The organism is Armatimonas rosea, assembly GCF_014202505.1.
In the GTDB taxonomy this organism is placed as follows: Bacteria; Armatimonadota; Armatimonadia; order Armatimonadales; family Armatimonadaceae; genus Armatimonas; species Armatimonas rosea.
Window position 1 is genome coordinate 274,765 of record NZ_JACHGW010000004.1, and the last position, 15,959, is coordinate 290,723.

A 15,959-nucleotide genomic window follows, 5' to 3' on the forward strand; every position below is an offset into this window, starting at 1 on the left:
TAACATGGAGTTCACTCTTGAGGTGCTGGCAGACTACGCTTGCCAAACAGGTGAGGGGCCACTCTACCATGCCGAAGAGAATGCGGTCTACTGGACCGATATTCCCAATGGGCTTATCTTTCGCTACTTCCTGGAGACCGGGAAGCACGAGGCCTTTGGGATCGGGCACCAGGTGGGAGGCTTTACGCTCCAAGAAGACGGAAAATTCCTTCTCTTTCTGGACCGGGGCGCAGTCGCGCTCTGGACACCGGGCGGCGAGCTGGAGTTTCTGATCGAGCAGATTCAAGACGAGGTCGAGACACGCTTCAACGATGTCATAGCCGATACCGAGGGGCGTGTCTACTGCGGGACCATGCCCACCAAGGCGCGCCAAGGACGGCTCTACCGGCTCAATCTCGATGGCAACCTCACAAAGCTCCTGGATGGAATCGGGTGCTCCAACGGGCTGGGACTCTCCCCCGACCACCGTTTCCTCTACTACACGGACTCGGCGGCACGTAAGATCTTCCGGTTCCTCTACGACGAAGAAAACGGGGGGATTCGGCGCCAGAAGACCCAGATTATCACCGAGGAGGGCGGCGGAGTGCCGGATGGCATGACGGTCGATGCCGCGGGAAATGTCTGGAGTGCGCGCTGGGACGGGAGCTGCCTGGTGGGCTACACCGCCCAAGGTAGGGAGTTCGCCCGAATCCCCTTCCCGGTCAAGAAGGTCTCCAGTGTGACGTTTGGCGGCCCCGAGTACGACCAGCTGTTTGTGACAACGGCCGGAGGCAACCAGAAAGAGCTCGATGGCCCACTCGCCGGAGCGCTGTTCCGTCTGACCATCCCCGGAGTCACCGGGCGCCCCGAGTTTGTCTCCCGCGTGGGGCTGTGACGTGCGCCAGGTGGGGCAGTTGCCCTCGGAGGTTCTCAGCCGGCTAGACCGACAGCTCAACCGGGTCCGCGACGAGACCGGCGTTCCGGGGTTTATCCTCGCCGTCGCACAAGGGAAGCGCACCGTGCTGGTGCGCGGCTACGGCACGCAAGACGGGCGTCCCCTTGAGCCGACACTCCCCGCGATGCTCTGTAGCCTCTGTAAGCCCCTGACCGCCCAAGCGTTTTTGTTGCTCGCCGACGAGGGCAAGCTCACCCTCGACGATCCCGCGGCCCGCTGGCTCCCCATCGACCCGGCGATCACCCTCCGCCACCTGCTCACCCACCGCAGCGGACTGGCGGCCAAGTTCCCCGAAGGCAGCCGTGCCCCCAGCGAGGCGGAGCATGTCAAGCTCGCCTTACGTGAGCCGCTTGCGTTTGCCCCCGGCACGGCGTTTCTCTACTCCAATGTAGGCTACCAAGCGCTGGGGCGTATCCTCGAAGCACTCACCGGTGAGCGCCCCGATCGGTTTCTCCAGCGCCGCATCCTCGACCCCCTTGGCATCAAGAGCTACTTTGTCGCCACCTATCTCCCCCCGGACCAGCAGCGCCGCTACGACAGTGGAGTCCTTCCCTACCTAACACCGCAGCGCTGGGACAAGGCAACCGGGCAGTATGTCGCCGTCCGCGACCGGATCGCCCGCCTCGCCCAGGAGGCACCGGGGAGCGCCGACACCAGCGGCGCGGGCTGCATGAGCGCCCCGGACTACCTGACGTTTTTGCTATCGCTCCCCCCCCGCCAGCGCCAGCTCATCCGCAAGAGCGCGGTCGAGGGCTACGGCCTTGGCTGGATGCTTCGCGATGGTGGCCTCGCCCACACGGGGATTGGGTCGGGGGAGACCCACTACGCCCTGACCCGTGACAATGGCCTCAGCCTTGTCTGTTTTATTCCCTCCAGCGACGATACCGCGTGTGAGAAAGTCCTGGAATCGGTCAAGAGCGCGGTAAAATACATCCCATGAACACTGTCGTCCCCCTCTACCCCGAAGGCCAGGTCCCCTTTGCTCTTGGCACCGGCCCCGAAGACACTCCCACACTCACGCTCTACCCCCCCGACAAGCCCAACGGTGCCGCGGTCGTGGTCTGTCCCGGCGGCGGCTACGGCGGCCTCGCCGGCCATGAGGGCGAGCCTATCGCCAAGTGGCTCAACACCCTGGGAGTCTTTGCCGCCGTGCTCAAGTACCGGCTTGGCCCCAAGTACCACCACCCTGCGGAGATGACCGATGCGCTCTCCGCGATCAAGCTGGTCCGTAGCAAGGGCCGCGAGTGGGGAGTCGATCCCAAGCGGGTCGGGATTCTGGGCTTCTCCGCCGGAGGGCACCTCACCAGCACCGCCGCGACCCACTTCACCGGCCCCGAAGACCGCCCCGATCTCGCGGTCTTGGTCTATCCCGTGATCACCCTGGAGGGCAAGGCCGCGCACGCAGGCTCACGCCGCAACCTCCTAGGCGACTCCCCCTCCCCCGAGCTGGTCCGCGATCTCTCCAACCACCTGAAGGTCACCAAGAACACCCCACCCTGCTTTATCATGCACACCGCCGATGATGCCGTCGTGCCGGTCGAGAACGCGCTCTTGTTCGCATCGGCGCTCGCGGCCAATGGCGTCCCCTTCGCGCTCCAGGTCTACGAGCACGCTCCCCACGGAGTCGGCCTGGGACGCGCGGAGTTCCCGGAGACCCTGGCATGGCCGGAGCAGTGCGCCCGCTGGTTTAAGCAACGCGGGTTTGTCTAAAAGCCCGTACGAATCCCGGAAAATGTAGAACTTAGGGCAGGATGACAGAATAATCCTGTATACTTCGACCATGCCACTCTTTTTAACGGAAGACGATGTGGCGTCCGTGCTGACGATGCCGGATGCCATTGCTGCACTGGAGACGGCCTTCGCTGCTCAGGCCCAGGCAGATGCTTTAAACCTCCCACGCCAGCGATTTTACCTACCTAACGGCGACCTACACAGCATGGCTGCTGCGCTTCCGGCCCTAGGTGTGCTCGGAACGAAGACGTATACATCGTTTGCCGACGGAACCCGCTTCTATGTGGAGCTCTACTCGGCAGAATCGGGTGAATTACTTGCATTTCTCGAAGGAAACCGCCTAGGTCAGGTGCGTACCGGGGCTGCAACGGGGGTTGCCATCAAACACATGGCCCTCACCGAGACCCCCACGGCAGCGCTCTTTGGCACGGGATTTCAGGCGGAGACCCAGGCCGAGGCCCTCGCCGCGACCCTGCCCAACCTCCGCGAGATCCAGGTCTATGGGCGCGATGTTGCGCGGCGCCTGGAGTTTTGCCGCCGCATGACCGCGCTTCTCAATGTTCGCTGCACGCCCAAGGAGAGCCCCGAAGCGACTGTCCGCAACGCCAAGGTGATTGTCACGGCGACCAGCGCCCGCGAGCCGATCCTGCGGGGTAGCTGGCTCACCCCAGGAGACTTTATCGCGGCCGTGGGTGCCAACCGCCTCTCGGCGCGCGAGCTCGATGAGGATACCGTGGCCCGGGCGAGCGTGGTGGCGGTGGACGATGTCAGCCAGGCCCAGACTGAGGCGGCGGAGCTCCTCTTTGCCTACGAGCGCCGTAAGTTCCTCTGGAAGCGTGCCATCCCGCTCTCCGCGATCGTGATCGGCCGCGCCAAGGGCCGCCCGGACAAAGACGCCATCACGCTGTTTAAGTCGCTCGGTGTCGCGCTCGAAGACATTGCGGTGGCAAGCGTAGTCTACGAGAAAGCAAAGGCAATGGGGCTCGGTCGGCAGCTTTGAGAGCTCTTCTTGCCATCGACCTTGGCACCTCGTCCACCCGCGCCCGGCTCTACGACGTGGAGTCGGGCAGGCCCATCCCGGGTGCGTTCTCGCAGCTCAGTCACACACCCCAGACCACGCCCGACGGTGGCTCGACCCTCGATGCCGATGCCCTTGTCCGAGAGGTGGCCGCCTGCGCCGACGAAGCACGCGAGAAGGCCCCGGCGGGCTGCTGGCTGGTGGGTGTCGGGCTGAGCTGCTTCTGGCACTCGATTGTCGGAGTTGATGCAAACGAGGACGCCCTCACGCCCGTTCTCCTCTGGAACGACCGGCGGAGCGCCGCGCATGTCGCACAGCTCAAGGCCGAGCAGCCCGAGCTCCCGACCTGCACGGGCTGTCCCTGGCACACGAGCTATGTCTACGGTCGCCTGACCTGGCTGCGCGAGACCCAGCCCGAGCTCTTTGGGCGCTGCAAGCAGTTCCTCACCCCCGCGGCCTATGTCCTACGCAAGCTCGTTGGAGCGACCGGCGAGTCTACGTCGATGGCGTCGGCGTCGGGGCTCTGGGACCAGACCACGCAGGCCTGGCTCCCGGAGTGGGCCGATCTCCTCCCCCCAGTCCAAGACACACCGGTCTCCGCGCCCAGCTCCCCGTTCTTGCCTCGGCATCTTGCGCAGCTCCCGTGGTGCGCACCAGTCGGGGATGGGATGGCGTCGAACCTGGGCTGTGGCGCGGTCACCCCGGAGCGGCTCGCCCTGATGATCGGCACGAGCGGCGCGATGCGTGTCGTCTTGCCGCCATCGCGCCCCGCTCTCCCCCCAGGCCTCTGGCGCTACCAGTTGGACTCCGAGCGCTACGCCCTTGGGGGTGCCCTCACCAACGGCGGCTCGGTCTGGGCCTGGCTGGAGAGCCTGCTCAAGCTCCCGGAGACGCTCCCCGACGCCGCCCCCGATAGCCACGGCCTCACGGTCCTGCCGTTTCTGGCGGGCGAGCGCGCCCCGCTCTGGCGCGACGATCTCACGGCGGCGGTGATCGGGCTGGGTACGAGCACGACTCCGGCGAGCCTGGCGCGTGCCCACCTAGAAGCGGTCGCGTACCGCTTTGCCGCCCTGCGCGACTTCCTGCGCCCGGTCGCCCCGCAAGCCGAGCTAATCGGCACGGGCGCGGGCCTGCTCGCCTCCCCGCTCTGGCAGCAGATCCTCGCCGATGTCCTAGGGGAGACCATTCTCGTCAGTAGCGAGGAAGAGGCATCGTCGCGTGGGGCCGCGCTCTGGGCACGGGAGCAGCTGGGCTTGGGGACGATCTACGAGGCTCCTCTCCCGGAGATTCTGCACCAGGTCACGCCCAATCCTGCCCACGCCGAGGCCTACACCGCCGCCCGTGTGCGCCACGAGAGCCTGCTCTCTTTGCTCTGCCAATGAAGGTCCTGGTCTGCCCCGACTCCTTCAAAGGCGCACTCTCAGCTCCCGAGGTGGCGAGCGCGATGGCGACAGGCTGGCAACGCGTCTTCCCCGATGCCGAGCTCGTCCTCCTTCCCGTGGCGGATGGAGGTGAGGGCACGCTCGATGTCCTCCTGAGTGCCACGGGTGGCCAGCGCCTCACCGAGACCGTCACCGGCCCGCTCGGTGAGCCTGTCTCCGCCGCGTGGGGCCTCCTCCCCGACGGCACCGCTGTGGTCGAGCTTGCGCAGGCTGCGAGCCTGAGCCTCGTCCCCCTGGAGAGGCGCGACCCCAAGCACACGACAACCTACGGGGTCGGGGAGCTGCTTTTACGAGCGACGCGGCGCTCCCAAAAACTCCTCATCACCCTCGGCGGCTCGGCCACTAACGACGGCGGCGCAGGGGTTTTAGAGGCGTTTGGCCACCGCCAACAGCCGGGCCACTCGGTACGAATCGCCTGCGACGTAGACAACCCGCTCACCGGACCTCGTGGGGCGAGTGCGGTCTTCGGACCACAGAAGGGCGCGACGCCCGACGATATCCCCCTGCTCGATGCGCGACTTGCGGCACTGCGCGACAGGCTCGCTCTCCCAGAACAACCCGGCGATGGGGCGGCGGGTGGGGCGGCCTACGGTCTGCGGTGGCTCTTTCCGGGAGCGCAGCTCGTTCCGGGGATCGAGCTAGTGCTGGATGCGATTGGCTTTGACCAGCACCTCGCAGGTGCCGACCTCGTGCTCACCGGCGAGGGCCGACTCGACAGCCAGACCCTCGGCGGGAAAGCCATCGCGGGCGTGGCGCGCAGAGCACGAGCGGCCAATGTCCCCGTGCTCGCGCTGGTCGGGAGCCTCGGCAACGACATCCGCGGCACCCAGCTCGCCGATGCGGGGATTACAGCGGCGCTTCCTCTTGCCCCCGGCCCCTGCACACTTGCGGAGTCCCTGGCGAATACCGCTCCCTGGCTCGCGGATGCTGCGGAGCGAGCGGCGCGGCTTACGCGGCTCTACTCGTAGACATAGGCATCGTTGATGTAGGGGCGCAGGTAGGAATCGCTCATGTAGCCAAAGCCCTTGTCGCTCCAGTCCGGCCCCGCCCAGTTGGCAAAGACCCAGAGCTTGGCATCGTCGGAGTAGCCCACCAGGACAATCGAGTGGCCGTCGAAGACATCCTGCGCGGGGATAAAGTCCATCGCGCTCAGCCCCTCCACGACCACATTCTTGCCCTTGCCCCCCTTGGGCCAGCGTAGCCCAATCGCCACCGGTATCCCGCGCTTCAGCATCGCCTTGAGCTCCGCCACTTGCGCCTCCGTGATGACTTCCTTAGTGCTCCAGGGCTTGAGAAAGCGTCCCTTGAGCCGCGGGGTCTGCTTGGCCTTCTCCAGGAGCGCAGGCTCGGGGCTGAGCTCGGCATCGTAGCGGGAGGCGTAGGGTAAGGCGCTCTCCCCCGCCATTCCAAAGCGCTCGTAGCCCGCCGCGATCCGGTCGAAGAAGTCGCCGTCTTTTTTCTGGCCGGTCGCGGTATTCTTCGCCCAGTTCAGAAACTCCACCGAGAGTGGCTCGGCGAGCTTGCGCTTCTTGCGGAGCATGAACTCAATGCAGAAGGTCATCGCAAAGACACTGCACGTCCCCCGGCTCCCCTGCGAGCGCGCCGTCATCCTCAGCCTCGCGACCTCTGGTCGCAGATCCACATCGAACTTCATCACTGTCTCCTTTGCAAACGCCTACCCCAGAAGCTCCGGGTGGTACGCGTCCCCGTTCTCCTCCAGCCCACCCGGCTCACAGACAACGCGCACAGGTCTTCCCTGGAGCAGGCTCTCCAGGTCGGCCATATCTTTCACCGAGTACTGTACCCAGGTTACCTCATCGCCATCACGGGGTGCCCCCTCCAGGAGCCCCACGACGTTTCTAACTCCGACAAACCGCCAGCGAGCCGGTCTCTCGTCAAAGGTAAGCCCCTCACTCCCGACCCGCGCTTCCTCTAGCCCGAGCTGTTCGGCACGCTCCCAGGCCTCGTCGTGGCTGGCGGCGTGGACAAGATAGATGTTCTCCCAGACAGGGAGGTAGCCCAAGTCCCCCTCCAGCAACTCGGTGGTGAGGAGAACATGGACAGCGAACCAGCGTCTTTCGGCCATCGTTCTTCTCTCTAGGGAAAGGGTAGTGAGGGTGCCTGCTCCACCGTCACTTTTACCGGCGGCGAGTAGAGATAGCTTAGCTTCCCGCTGGCATCGGGGCTGTCTTGGGCGTTGCGTGCGCCGACACGCAGGTAGAGCGAGGTCGGGGCCTGGAGGCGCGGGAACAGCGCTACGAGGTCGATGGTGCCTCGGAAGACGTAGCTCACCCGCGTCTCGGGGGAGCTAGTGAAGCTCACGGGCCCCAGGGTCTTCACCGATTCAAAATCCGCGGTCGTGGAGAGCTCGGCGACATAGCGGTTGGCCCCGACCACGGGGAGAAAGTTAAACCCAACCTTTTCGTGTGCGTACCGCCAAAACAGCGGTGCATCGTCCACAGAGGGATACCAGATCGCGGTGGCAATGGTGTCCGTGGGTAAGAGCGGGCGCTCCTCCACCGTGCTCCCGAAGCGTGCCAGGAAAGATACCCGGTAGCGCATGGGCGTGTAGAGTGGCATCGGAGTCGGGGTCAGTGTCCGTGATTCCAGCGCGCCCGCGGCACTAGGCTGCTGGTAGGTAACGGGTCGTGGTGCCGCCCCATCCACAAACACCCGCTGAGATGGCGCTGCCACCCCAACGAGGTCGTCGTCGCGCCAGACATGGTACTCAATCACCGCGTCTTCCTTGGCCGTGGTGGGTGGCTCCCAGGTGAGGATAATCCTTAGGAGCGAGCCGTCGTTTGGGGTGCTGGGCGGCGTGTCCGCCAGGAGGGCGCGTGCCTGGACACTGGTTGTCACGGGCAGTGTTACGCCTCCACAGCCCGCCAGCAAGGGAACTCCCCCCAAAAGAGTACGACGTGAGAGCTTCATGGGGTGATTATACGGCTATTCGTCCTCCCCGATCTTGATCGCTTTCCCGTAGATGGTGTGCTTGCCGACCCAGCCGTTGATCCCGCCACGGTTGTTGCCGATCTGGAACCGCTCACCGTCGATGGCCTTGATGAGATGCAGGTAGTCCTTGCCGTTGCAGCGCACTTGGACCACATCGCCCACCGAGAGCTCCGAGAGCGCAACGGGAGCGACAGTGACTAACTGCCCGTCGTTGACGCGGCCTTTCATGGAGTGCCCACGGGGGCGAATCTGCACGGTCTCGCCGCGCTGTAGGCCCTCAATCGCAAACTTCGCCCAGCTCATCGGTCCTTCTCCCTGTGCCTTTTATGGTTCTCCCGGTTTAGCCCCGAGTTCCTTGAGCGCCGCAAGCGTATTGTCTTGGACTCCCATACCATCTTTGTACTTCCGTCCCGGGATGGCATAGTCTAGCGGCGTGTAGCCCTCGTTGTCGGGCGTGTTGATCGTCCCCAGAAGCGGCCCCAGTTTCTTCAGGAGCGTGACCTTGCCCTTGTCCTCGAATACCCAGCGTCCACTTGCGGCGGCATGGAGCAGTGTCGCACCATCGGGAGTCTTCTCCTTGGGGTCCGCTCCTGCAGCTAGCATCCGCTCACAGACAAGCGGAAGCCCGCACTCGGTTGCCAGGTAGAGCGGCGTGCGCCCGTCCTTGTCACGAAGGTCGAGCTTTGCTTCCGCCTTGATCAGAAGGGCAAACTTGGGTGCCAGAGCCGTATCTTCCCAGCCCTGGTACTCCTCCACCTCTTGAAAGGGTCCGTGCAGGGGTGTCGCGCCTTCCTTATTTTTGAGATTGGGATCGGCACCACGCGCCAGCAAAAGCTCGAGAATCTCTTCCCCTTGGTGGTGCATGACCAAGTGAAGGGGCGTGTTCTCAAACCCATCGCGACTATTGGGAGACACCCCTGCATCCAAGAGAGCCCAACAGGTGGCAAAGTCCTCCGCCATAACCGCCTTGTGAAGCGGCGTTTGCTCATCGTAAGCATCAAGCTGGTTCGGACTCACGCCAAGTAACAGGAGGAGCTGAACCCTCGCCGCACTCTCGCCGGGTTCTTTCTGAAGCATCAACGAAGTCCCCCCCACCGTCAGCGACTTCTGCTGTCCAATCGCATTGTAGAGAAGCTTGGGCCCACCAACAAAGCGCCACCAGCCGAAGCCGACCAGCAACGCGATCCCACTTAGTATCCAGATAGTAGGTTTGAGCCAGCGCCGTTTCATCTACATATCCTCCCCCCCTAACCCCCGTCCGACGGGGGGACAAAGAGGAATCCTTCCCCCCGCTGGGCGGGGGTTAGGGGGCAACGATCTCGCTCTCTTTATCGCCGAGGGTCTCGTGCCACTCCATCGCTTGATCGAGGGTCGCCTCCACTTGGGCGAGCGTGCGGGTCTCGCCGCTGGTGATGACGCCGCGCAGGCGGGTGGCGCCGGGGATTCCCTTGAAGTAGTGCGGGAGCAGGCCGCGTAGCTCGCGGACTCCGATATTCTCGCCTTGCTGGGCGCACTGGAGCCGCGCGTGCTGTCGGGCAATCGCGAAGCGCTCCTCGATAGACGGGCCGGGGCCGTAGGTGCCGGTGGCAAGATAGTCGGCGATTTGCTTCAGGAGCCAGGGATTTCCCAGCGCCGCGCGGCCCACCATCACGCCATCGCAGCCGGTCTCGCGCACCATGCGTGCGGCGTCCTCGGGGGTCTCGATATCGCCGTTTCCGACCACGGGAATCAGGTCCCCGACTTCGTCCTTGACCCGCGCGATAATGCTCCAGTCCGCTGTCCCCGAGAAGCCCTGGCTGGCAAAGCGTGCGTGCACCGCGATGGACTTGGCCCCGAGTTGGGCGGCGGACTTGGCAAACTTGATCGCCGTGATATGGGGCTGGTCGAAGCCCGCGCGCACTTTGACGGTCACCGGCTTGTGTGGGACTGCCTTCACCACCGCATCGACCACGGCCTCGGCCTGGCAGATGTCCTTGAGCAGCGCCGCGCCCGCGCCGGTCTTGGCGACTTTGGGCACCCAGCAGCCCATGTTGATGTCCACGCCATCGGCACCGGCATCGCAGACAATCCGCGCGGCCTCGGCCATTACTTGCGGATCGGCACCAAAGAGCTGGCAAAAGCTCGGGTACTCGTCGGCGCTCCAGTCGAACATCCCGAAGGTCTTCTCGTTCTTGTAGTGGATCGCCATGGAGCTAATCAGCTCGGTGACCACCAGCCCGACCCCGCCGAGCTGCTTGCAGATCACACGGAATGGGTGGGCGGTGATTCCGGCCATGGGGGCCAGAATGACATTGGGGACGATATCAATAGTATCTATTCGCACGACACTATTCTATCGTGTGGGCTTGCCGTCTTTGTAAATGCGAATGAAGTGATCGGCCATCTTGATCGGAAAGCTCGTCCCGGGAAAGACCTTGGCAGTCGGCATGTGGCAGGAGACACACTTCTCCTTGGGATTCACCGGGCAGGCTTTCTTGGGCGCGGCGTGGCACGAAACACAGACCGCCTCGTAGCGCTTCGTGTCCGTAGACGCGTCCTCGTGCGGGTTGTGGCACGTCACGCAGCTTAGCTTGTCGTTGCTCTGTTTGAAGCACTGGCTCAGCGAGAGGCCGTAGGGCATGAACCGGCTAGTCGCCTGCTTGGAGAGCTCGTCCATGTGCTCCACATCGGCGGGGGCGCGGTGACAGCGGCCACAGACCTCGTTGAGGCGCTTGCCCCCCGTGCCGCGGAGGGCGGTGAGCAGGACGCCCTTGGACTTATCGCCCTTTTGCATCGCCGCGACGTGCTCGCTCCCTGGACCGTGGCAAGACTCGCACCCCACCCCGAAGAACTTCCGCTCCGGCATCAAGGAGTCCGGGGGCAAGACCACGGCATGGCAACCGACGCAGCGCTGGGAGTCGTCCTTGGGATGGATCCAGCCCACGGAGGTGGCCTCAAACTTCTCCTGACCCGGCGTGACGATCCACTGTTTGGTGTGCGGGAAGTAGCTATGGCGCAGCTCCAAGCTCCCCTCAGAATCGACAGCCAGAAAGGTGATCCCCGTCTTCCCCGAGCCCAAAGCAAGATCTAGGGGCGCAGCAAGCGTCATATTGGTCTGCTGGGCGGGCGCGACCACATTGAGCTGGCCTTTTTCCCAGGCCAGCGCACTCTCACCGGGGAGCGGACCAGCGGGCGGCGCAAGCGCCCCCAGCTCGGACTGGGTGGCTTTTCGCAGGGTCTGCATGTGCCGGGTATTCGTATGGCTCTTAAACTCCGCCGCGTGACACGGCTTGCAAGCATCGTTGCCGAGAAACTGCGCCGTATTGGGTGTGGGAGCGGGACTCGGTGCGGTCTCCGACTTCGGCGTGGTGGGAGTACAGGCCGCCACCCAAAGGACAATGAGCGGAAGAAGGGCTGCGGGGACAAGGGTACGAGGAGGCATCATTGACGTCGCTTAGTATACTCTACTTCCGAAAAACCCGGATAAAGTGGTCGGCCATGCTCACGGAAAACTCCGCATTGGCAAACGCCGAGCGCGTGGGCATGTGGCAAGACACGCACTTCTCCTTGGGATTCACCGGGCAGGCTTTCTTAGGCGCGGCATGGCACGAGACACAGACCGCCTCGTACTGCTTCGTATCCGTAGACGCGTCCTCGTGCGGGTTGTGGCATGTCACGCAGCTCAGCTTGTCGTCGGACTTCTGGAAGCACTTGCTCAGCGAGAGACCGTACGGCTGGAAGCGATTGGTTGCGGTCTTGGAGAGGTTATCTTGGGTGATCGACTCCAGGGTCTGGTGGCACTTGCCGCAGACCGCGCTCACTTTCTTCCCGCCAACACCACGAAGAGCCGTGAGCAGGAGCCCCTTGGACTTATCGCCCTTTTGCATGGCGGTGGCGTGTGCACCGCCCGGCCCGTGGCAGGACTCGCAGCCCACCCCGAAGAAACGGCGCTCCGGTAGAAGCGGGGCATCGGGCGGGGAGACCGCGTGGCACGCAATGCACTTGACCGTCTCCGGCGCACTCAGGCTCGCGGCGACCACGTTTTTTTCGTAGCGCTCCATCCCCGGCGTGAAGAACCACTTTTTCTCCGGGGGAAAGTAGCTCTTGCGCAACTCGACACTGCCTTGATCATGAACCGCGAGGCAGGTCATTCCGGTCTTCCCCGAGCCCAGCACGAGATCAATGGGGACCGGAACGGGCGCCCCCGTGTCTTTGTTTGGGACGATCACGGTTAGCTGGCCTTGGTCCCAGGTCACCTCGCCCCCCGCGCCCGGAATCGGTCCGGCGGGAGGCGCGAGCGGTCCCAGTGCCGCCTGCGTCCCCTCGCGGAGGGTCTGCATGTGACGGGTGTGTGCGTGGCTGGCAAACTCGGTTTCGTGGCACGGCTTGCAAGCATCATTGCCGACGAAGCCCGATGCGGTTGCCGCCACGGAGGGCTCGGTGCCCCAGCCCTTTCCGCCCGCTTCACCTCCCGGCTCGGGGGCGCTCGGGGTGCAGGCGGCAAAGGCGAGCAGGAGCAGGGGTAGAGCCAGCGCCCCGAGGCGAGCCCCGGCTCTCATTTCTTAAAGACCCGAATAAAGTGATCGGCCATTTTGGTGGGGATGGTGGTTCCCGCAAACACCTGGCGCGTGGGCATGTGGCAGGAGACGCACTTCTCCTTGGGATTCACGGGGCAGACGGTCTTGGGCGCGGCATGGCACGAGACACAGACCGCCTCGTAGCGCTTCGTATCCGTAGACGCGTCCTCGTGCGGGTTGTGGCATGTCACGCAGCTTAGCTTGTCCGCAGATTTCTGAAAGCACTTACTCAACGAGAGACCATACGGCTGGAAACGCTGGGTTTGCTGAGAGCTCACCGGATCGTTGCGGTCGATAGTGGCGGCGGTTCGGTGGCACTTCCCACAGGTCTCCAGCACGACCGAGCCAGGGGCGGCCTTGAGTCCTTCGATCAGTGCCTTGCTCGGCTTCCCCGCTTCTGCAGCGGCGACATGGGCGCTTCCGGGGCCGTGGCACGCCTCACAGCCGACCCCGATAAAGCGCTTCTCCAGTCCCAGCCGATCCGGCGGCAGGGTGACGGCGTGGCAGAGGACACACTTGCGAGCAATCGCCCCAGGGACATGGTCCCCCGGCGCGGTGCTGGGGACTTTTTCCTGGCCGGGCGTGGTGTACCAGGTCTTGGTGGAGACAAAGTAGCTCTTGTGGAGCTCGGTCAGGGTGCCATCCGCAAAGGCGGTCGCGTAGGTAACTCCGGTCTTCCCCGAGCCAAAGGCCAAATGAAGTGGCAGGGCAACCTTGCCTCCTGCCAGCACAAACCGTCCCTCGGCACGCTTGAGGGAAAACGGGGTTCCAGGGATCTTCCCCACGGGCGGAGTGAGCTCTCCCAGCTCGCCCTCCACGGCGCGGCGCAGGGTCCGCATGTGCCGGCTTTCTCCATGGGTCTTGGCGAGCTCGGCATGGCAGGGGCTACACGCGGGAGTCCCAACAAACTCTGCCTCGTCGAGAGCACTCAGGCTCGCCGCCGTCTCCGCCACTGGGGGCGCGGCGGTGGGGAGCGGTGTCGGAGAGGCCACGGGCGGCGCTTCTTGTTGGCAACCCGGAGCCAGAAGCAGGCACACCAGGAGGGCCAAGGGGCCAAGCAGACGCCAGATCATGGGGGGATTTTACCGTGTTTTTTGGCTCTCGCGGAAGACCCGGATGAAGTGATCCGCCATGGCGATGGGAATGGCACTCTTGTCCTTGGGGAACAGCCGCCGCGTGGGCATGTGGCAGGAGACGCACTTCTCCTTGGGATTCACGGGGCAGGCTTTCTTGGGCGCGGAGTGGCACGAGACACAGACCGCCTCGTACTGCTTCGTGTCGGTCGACGCATCCTCGTGCGGGTTGTGGCATGTCACGCAGCTTAGCTTGTCCGCAGATTTCTGAAAGCACTTGCTCAGCGAAAGACCGTACGGCTGGAAACGCTGGGTGGAGTCCTTGGGCAGGTTGTTCTCCGCGACGGTCTTGGCGGTCTGGTGGCACTTTCCGCAGACCTCGTTGAGGCGTGCGCCGCCGATCCCCGAGAGAGTGGGAAGACGCAGCCCCTTGGACTTGTCGCCCGTCTCCATCGCCGTGACATGCTCGCGGCCCGGCCCGTGGCACGACTCGCACCCCACGCCAAAGAACTTCCGCTCGGGCAGGAGCTCGGTGGAGCCAGGGACGGTATGACACCCCACACAGCGGCGGGTCTCGGCGACACTGTGAGACTGGCCCACAACCGTGCTCTCAAAGGTCTCCTGGCTGGGGGTAACAATAAAGTTCTTGGTGTGAGGAAAGTAGCTCTGGCGAATCTCCACACTGCCCTGGTCGTGCACCGCCAGGAAGGTCAGCCCCGTCTTCCCCGAGCCCAGCACGAGATCCAGAGGGACGGGCACAGGCTCGCCGTTGTCCTTGCTTGGCGCGATCAGGGTGAGCTGCCCCTGGTCCCACGCAAGCTCCCCCGCCCCAGGAAGCGGCCCCGCCGGAGGGGCCAGCTCGCCCAGAGCCGCTTGTGTCGCGGGACGCAGGGTCTGCATGTGCTTGGTGGGGGCGTGCATCGAAAACTCCGCAGAGTGGCACGCTTTACAGGAGTCGTTGCCGACATAGGGATTGGTCGCCACGGCACTACTCGCCGTGGCCCCCTCCCCCCAGCCCTTGCCGCTCGACGCGCTTGGGGTATCCGAGGCCGTGGGAGTACAAGCGGCGACCACGAGTACAGCCATGGGGAGAAGCAAGGCAAGAAACACACGGAGGGATCGAAACGTCATTTTTTGAAAACTCGGATAAAGTGATCGGCCATGGCGATGGGAATCTCGCTCTTGGCCGTGTTAAAGATACGGCGCGTGGGCATGTGGCAGGAGACACACTTCTCCTTGGGATTCACTGGGCAGGCTTTCTTGGGCGCGGCGTGGCACGAGACACAGACCGCCTCGTACTGCTTCGTATCCGTAGACGCGTCCTCGTGCGGGTTGTGGCATGTCACGCAGCTTAGCTTGTCCGCAGACTTCTGGAAGCACTTACTCAACGAAAGACCGTACGGCTGGAAACGCTGGGTCATCTCGCGTGCCCCCGCATCCATCGCCGCGACATCGCTGGGGGTGCGGTGGCAGGTCCCACAGGCCTCGTTGAGGCGCTTGCCCCCGACACCACGGAGAGCGGTGAGCAGGACGCCCTTGGACTTGTCGCCCTTTTGCATCGCCACCACATGCTCGCTTCCCGGACCGTGGCAAGACTCACACCCCACCCCGAAGAAACGGCGCTCCGGCAGGAGGCGGCTCTGGGGAAGGGTCACACAGTGGCAGGTGAGGCACTGCATCGTGGCATCCTTGGTGTAGATGCGCCCGTTGTGGCCCTCCTGCGCCCGCTCCTGCCCCGGCGTCAGAAACCACTTTTTCTCGTGGGGGAAGTAGCTCTGGCGAATCTCCGCGCCGGTCTCCGTAAAGAGCGCCATAAAGGTCATCCCGGTCTTACCCGAGCCCAGCACGACGCTCAAGGGAACCCGCTCCCCTGGCTTCAGTGCGATGGGTGAGTCGGCGTGGAAGCGGCCCTGCTCAAGGGTGAAGGTGCCGCCCCCGGGGACGGCACCAGGTGTGGGTGCGAGCTCCCCCAGGTCTTCCTGCGTGGCCTCGTGGAGGGTCTGCATGTGCTTGGTGTGCGCGTGGCTCGTGAACTCTGCGGCGTGGCACGGCTTGCAAGCGGCGTTGCCCATGAAGAGTGTGGGTTCCAGGGAGGCCGGGTCTGGAGTCGCCACGGGAGCGCTGGGAGCGGGGGGCTCGGGAGCCTTGGGTGTACAGGCGGCGAGTAGCAACACCAAAATCGGGGCGATCCCACAGAGCACACGCCAGGTCATGCCCGTATTCTACCGAAAAATGGAGAGTGAGCTATCCCAC

General features: G+C 64.3%; 17 protein-coding genes. 6 read left to right on the forward strand and 11 right to left on the reverse strand.

Annotated features, from left to right (window positions below; translation table 11 throughout):
- The first annotated feature begins 4 nt into the window (after window positions 1-4).
- The 6 genes from HNQ39_RS20740 to HNQ39_RS20765 all read left to right on the forward strand — a co-directional run bounded on the left by HNQ39_RS20740 (window position 5) and on the right by HNQ39_RS20765 (window position 6,093).
- Window positions 5-874, forward strand: coding sequence for an SMP-30/gluconolactonase/LRE family protein (locus tag HNQ39_RS20740; RefSeq protein ID WP_184201293.1), 870 nt, complete (start codon window positions 5-7; stop codon window positions 872-874).
- Window positions 852-1,874, forward strand: a complete 1,023-nt coding sequence (locus HNQ39_RS20745) for a serine hydrolase domain-containing protein (RefSeq protein WP_184201296.1) — start codon at window positions 852-854, stop codon at window positions 1,872-1,874. The genes HNQ39_RS20740 and HNQ39_RS20745 overlap by 23 nt, the downstream gene beginning before the upstream one ends.
- On the forward strand, window positions 1,871-2,644 hold the full coding sequence (locus HNQ39_RS20750; protein ID WP_184201299.1) for an alpha/beta hydrolase: 774 nt from the start codon (window positions 1,871-1,873) through the stop codon (window positions 2,642-2,644). The genes HNQ39_RS20745 and HNQ39_RS20750 overlap by 4 nt, the downstream gene beginning before the upstream one ends.
- Before the next feature lie 70 nt (window positions 2,645-2,714).
- Window positions 2,715-3,665 (forward strand): ornithine cyclodeaminase family protein, encoded by a 951-nt coding sequence (locus HNQ39_RS20755; protein ID WP_184201302.1) that lies wholly within the window; start codon window positions 2,715-2,717, stop codon window positions 3,663-3,665.
- Window positions 3,662-5,065, forward strand: coding sequence for a gluconokinase (locus tag HNQ39_RS20760; RefSeq protein WP_184201305.1), 1,404 nt, complete (start codon window positions 3,662-3,664; stop codon window positions 5,063-5,065). The genes HNQ39_RS20755 and HNQ39_RS20760 overlap by 4 nt, the downstream gene beginning before the upstream one ends.
- A complete protein-coding gene (locus HNQ39_RS20765; RefSeq protein WP_184201308.1) occupies window positions 5,062-6,093 on the forward strand; it encodes a glycerate kinase family protein in 1,032 nt (343 codons plus the stop codon). Before HNQ39_RS20760 ends, HNQ39_RS20765 begins: the two co-directional genes overlap by 4 nt.
- Here HNQ39_RS20765 and HNQ39_RS20770 read toward each other — a convergent pair.
- From HNQ39_RS20770 to HNQ39_RS20820, 11 genes are all read right to left on the reverse strand, one after another.
- Window positions 6,084-6,779, reverse strand: a complete 696-nt coding sequence (locus HNQ39_RS20770) for a C1 family peptidase (protein ID WP_184201311.1) — start codon at window positions 6,777-6,779, stop codon at window positions 6,084-6,086. The genes HNQ39_RS20765 and HNQ39_RS20770 overlap by 10 nt on opposite strands.
- 21 nt (window positions 6,780-6,800) lie before the next feature.
- The gene (locus HNQ39_RS20775; protein WP_184201313.1) at window positions 6,801-7,211 is read right to left on the reverse strand and encodes a DUF4288 domain-containing protein; all 411 of its coding nucleotides are present in this window, start codon (window positions 7,209-7,211) and stop codon (window positions 6,801-6,803) included.
- 11 nt (window positions 7,212-7,222) lie between these two features.
- On the reverse strand, window positions 7,223-8,056 hold the full coding sequence (locus HNQ39_RS20780; protein WP_184201317.1) for a hypothetical protein: 834 nt from the start codon (window positions 8,054-8,056) through the stop codon (window positions 7,223-7,225).
- Window positions 8,057-8,071: 15 nt separating this feature from the next.
- Window positions 8,072-8,380: a hypothetical protein gene (locus HNQ39_RS20785; protein WP_184201319.1), complete on the reverse strand. Its 309-nt coding sequence runs from the start codon at window positions 8,378-8,380 to the stop codon at window positions 8,072-8,074.
- Between the two features lie 21 nt (window positions 8,381-8,401).
- Window positions 8,402-9,307: an ankyrin repeat domain-containing protein gene (locus HNQ39_RS20790; protein WP_184201322.1), complete on the reverse strand. Its 906-nt coding sequence runs from the start codon at window positions 9,305-9,307 to the stop codon at window positions 8,402-8,404.
- A 73-nt stretch (window positions 9,308-9,380) separates the two neighbouring features.
- On the reverse strand, window positions 9,381-10,400 hold the full coding sequence (gene dusB / locus HNQ39_RS20795; RefSeq protein WP_184201325.1) for a tRNA dihydrouridine synthase DusB: 1,020 nt from the start codon (window positions 10,398-10,400) through the stop codon (window positions 9,381-9,383).
- A 9-nt stretch (window positions 10,401-10,409) separates the two neighbouring features.
- On the reverse strand, window positions 10,410-11,501 hold the full coding sequence (locus tag HNQ39_RS20800; RefSeq protein ID WP_184201328.1) for a multiheme c-type cytochrome: 1,092 nt from the start codon (window positions 11,499-11,501) through the stop codon (window positions 10,410-10,412).
- A gap of 19 nt (window positions 11,502-11,520) precedes the next feature.
- Window positions 11,521-12,615, reverse strand: a complete 1,095-nt coding sequence (locus tag HNQ39_RS20805) for a multiheme c-type cytochrome (protein ID WP_184201331.1) — start codon at window positions 12,613-12,615, stop codon at window positions 11,521-11,523.
- Window positions 12,612-13,706 carry a multiheme c-type cytochrome gene (locus HNQ39_RS20810; RefSeq protein ID WP_184201334.1) on the reverse strand — a complete coding sequence of 365 codons (1,095 nt, stop codon included), beginning with the start codon at window positions 13,704-13,706 and terminating at the stop codon, window positions 12,612-12,614. Before HNQ39_RS20810 ends, HNQ39_RS20805 begins: the two co-directional genes overlap by 4 nt.
- 9 nt (window positions 13,707-13,715) lie before the next feature.
- Window positions 13,716-14,837, reverse strand: a complete 1,122-nt coding sequence (locus HNQ39_RS20815) for a multiheme c-type cytochrome (RefSeq protein ID WP_184201337.1) — start codon at window positions 14,835-14,837, stop codon at window positions 13,716-13,718.
- Window positions 14,834-15,919, reverse strand: coding sequence for a multiheme c-type cytochrome (locus HNQ39_RS20820; protein ID WP_184201340.1), 1,086 nt, complete (start codon window positions 15,917-15,919; stop codon window positions 14,834-14,836). Before HNQ39_RS20820 ends, HNQ39_RS20815 begins: the two co-directional genes overlap by 4 nt.
- Between the last annotated feature and the right edge of the window lie 40 nt (window positions 15,920-15,959).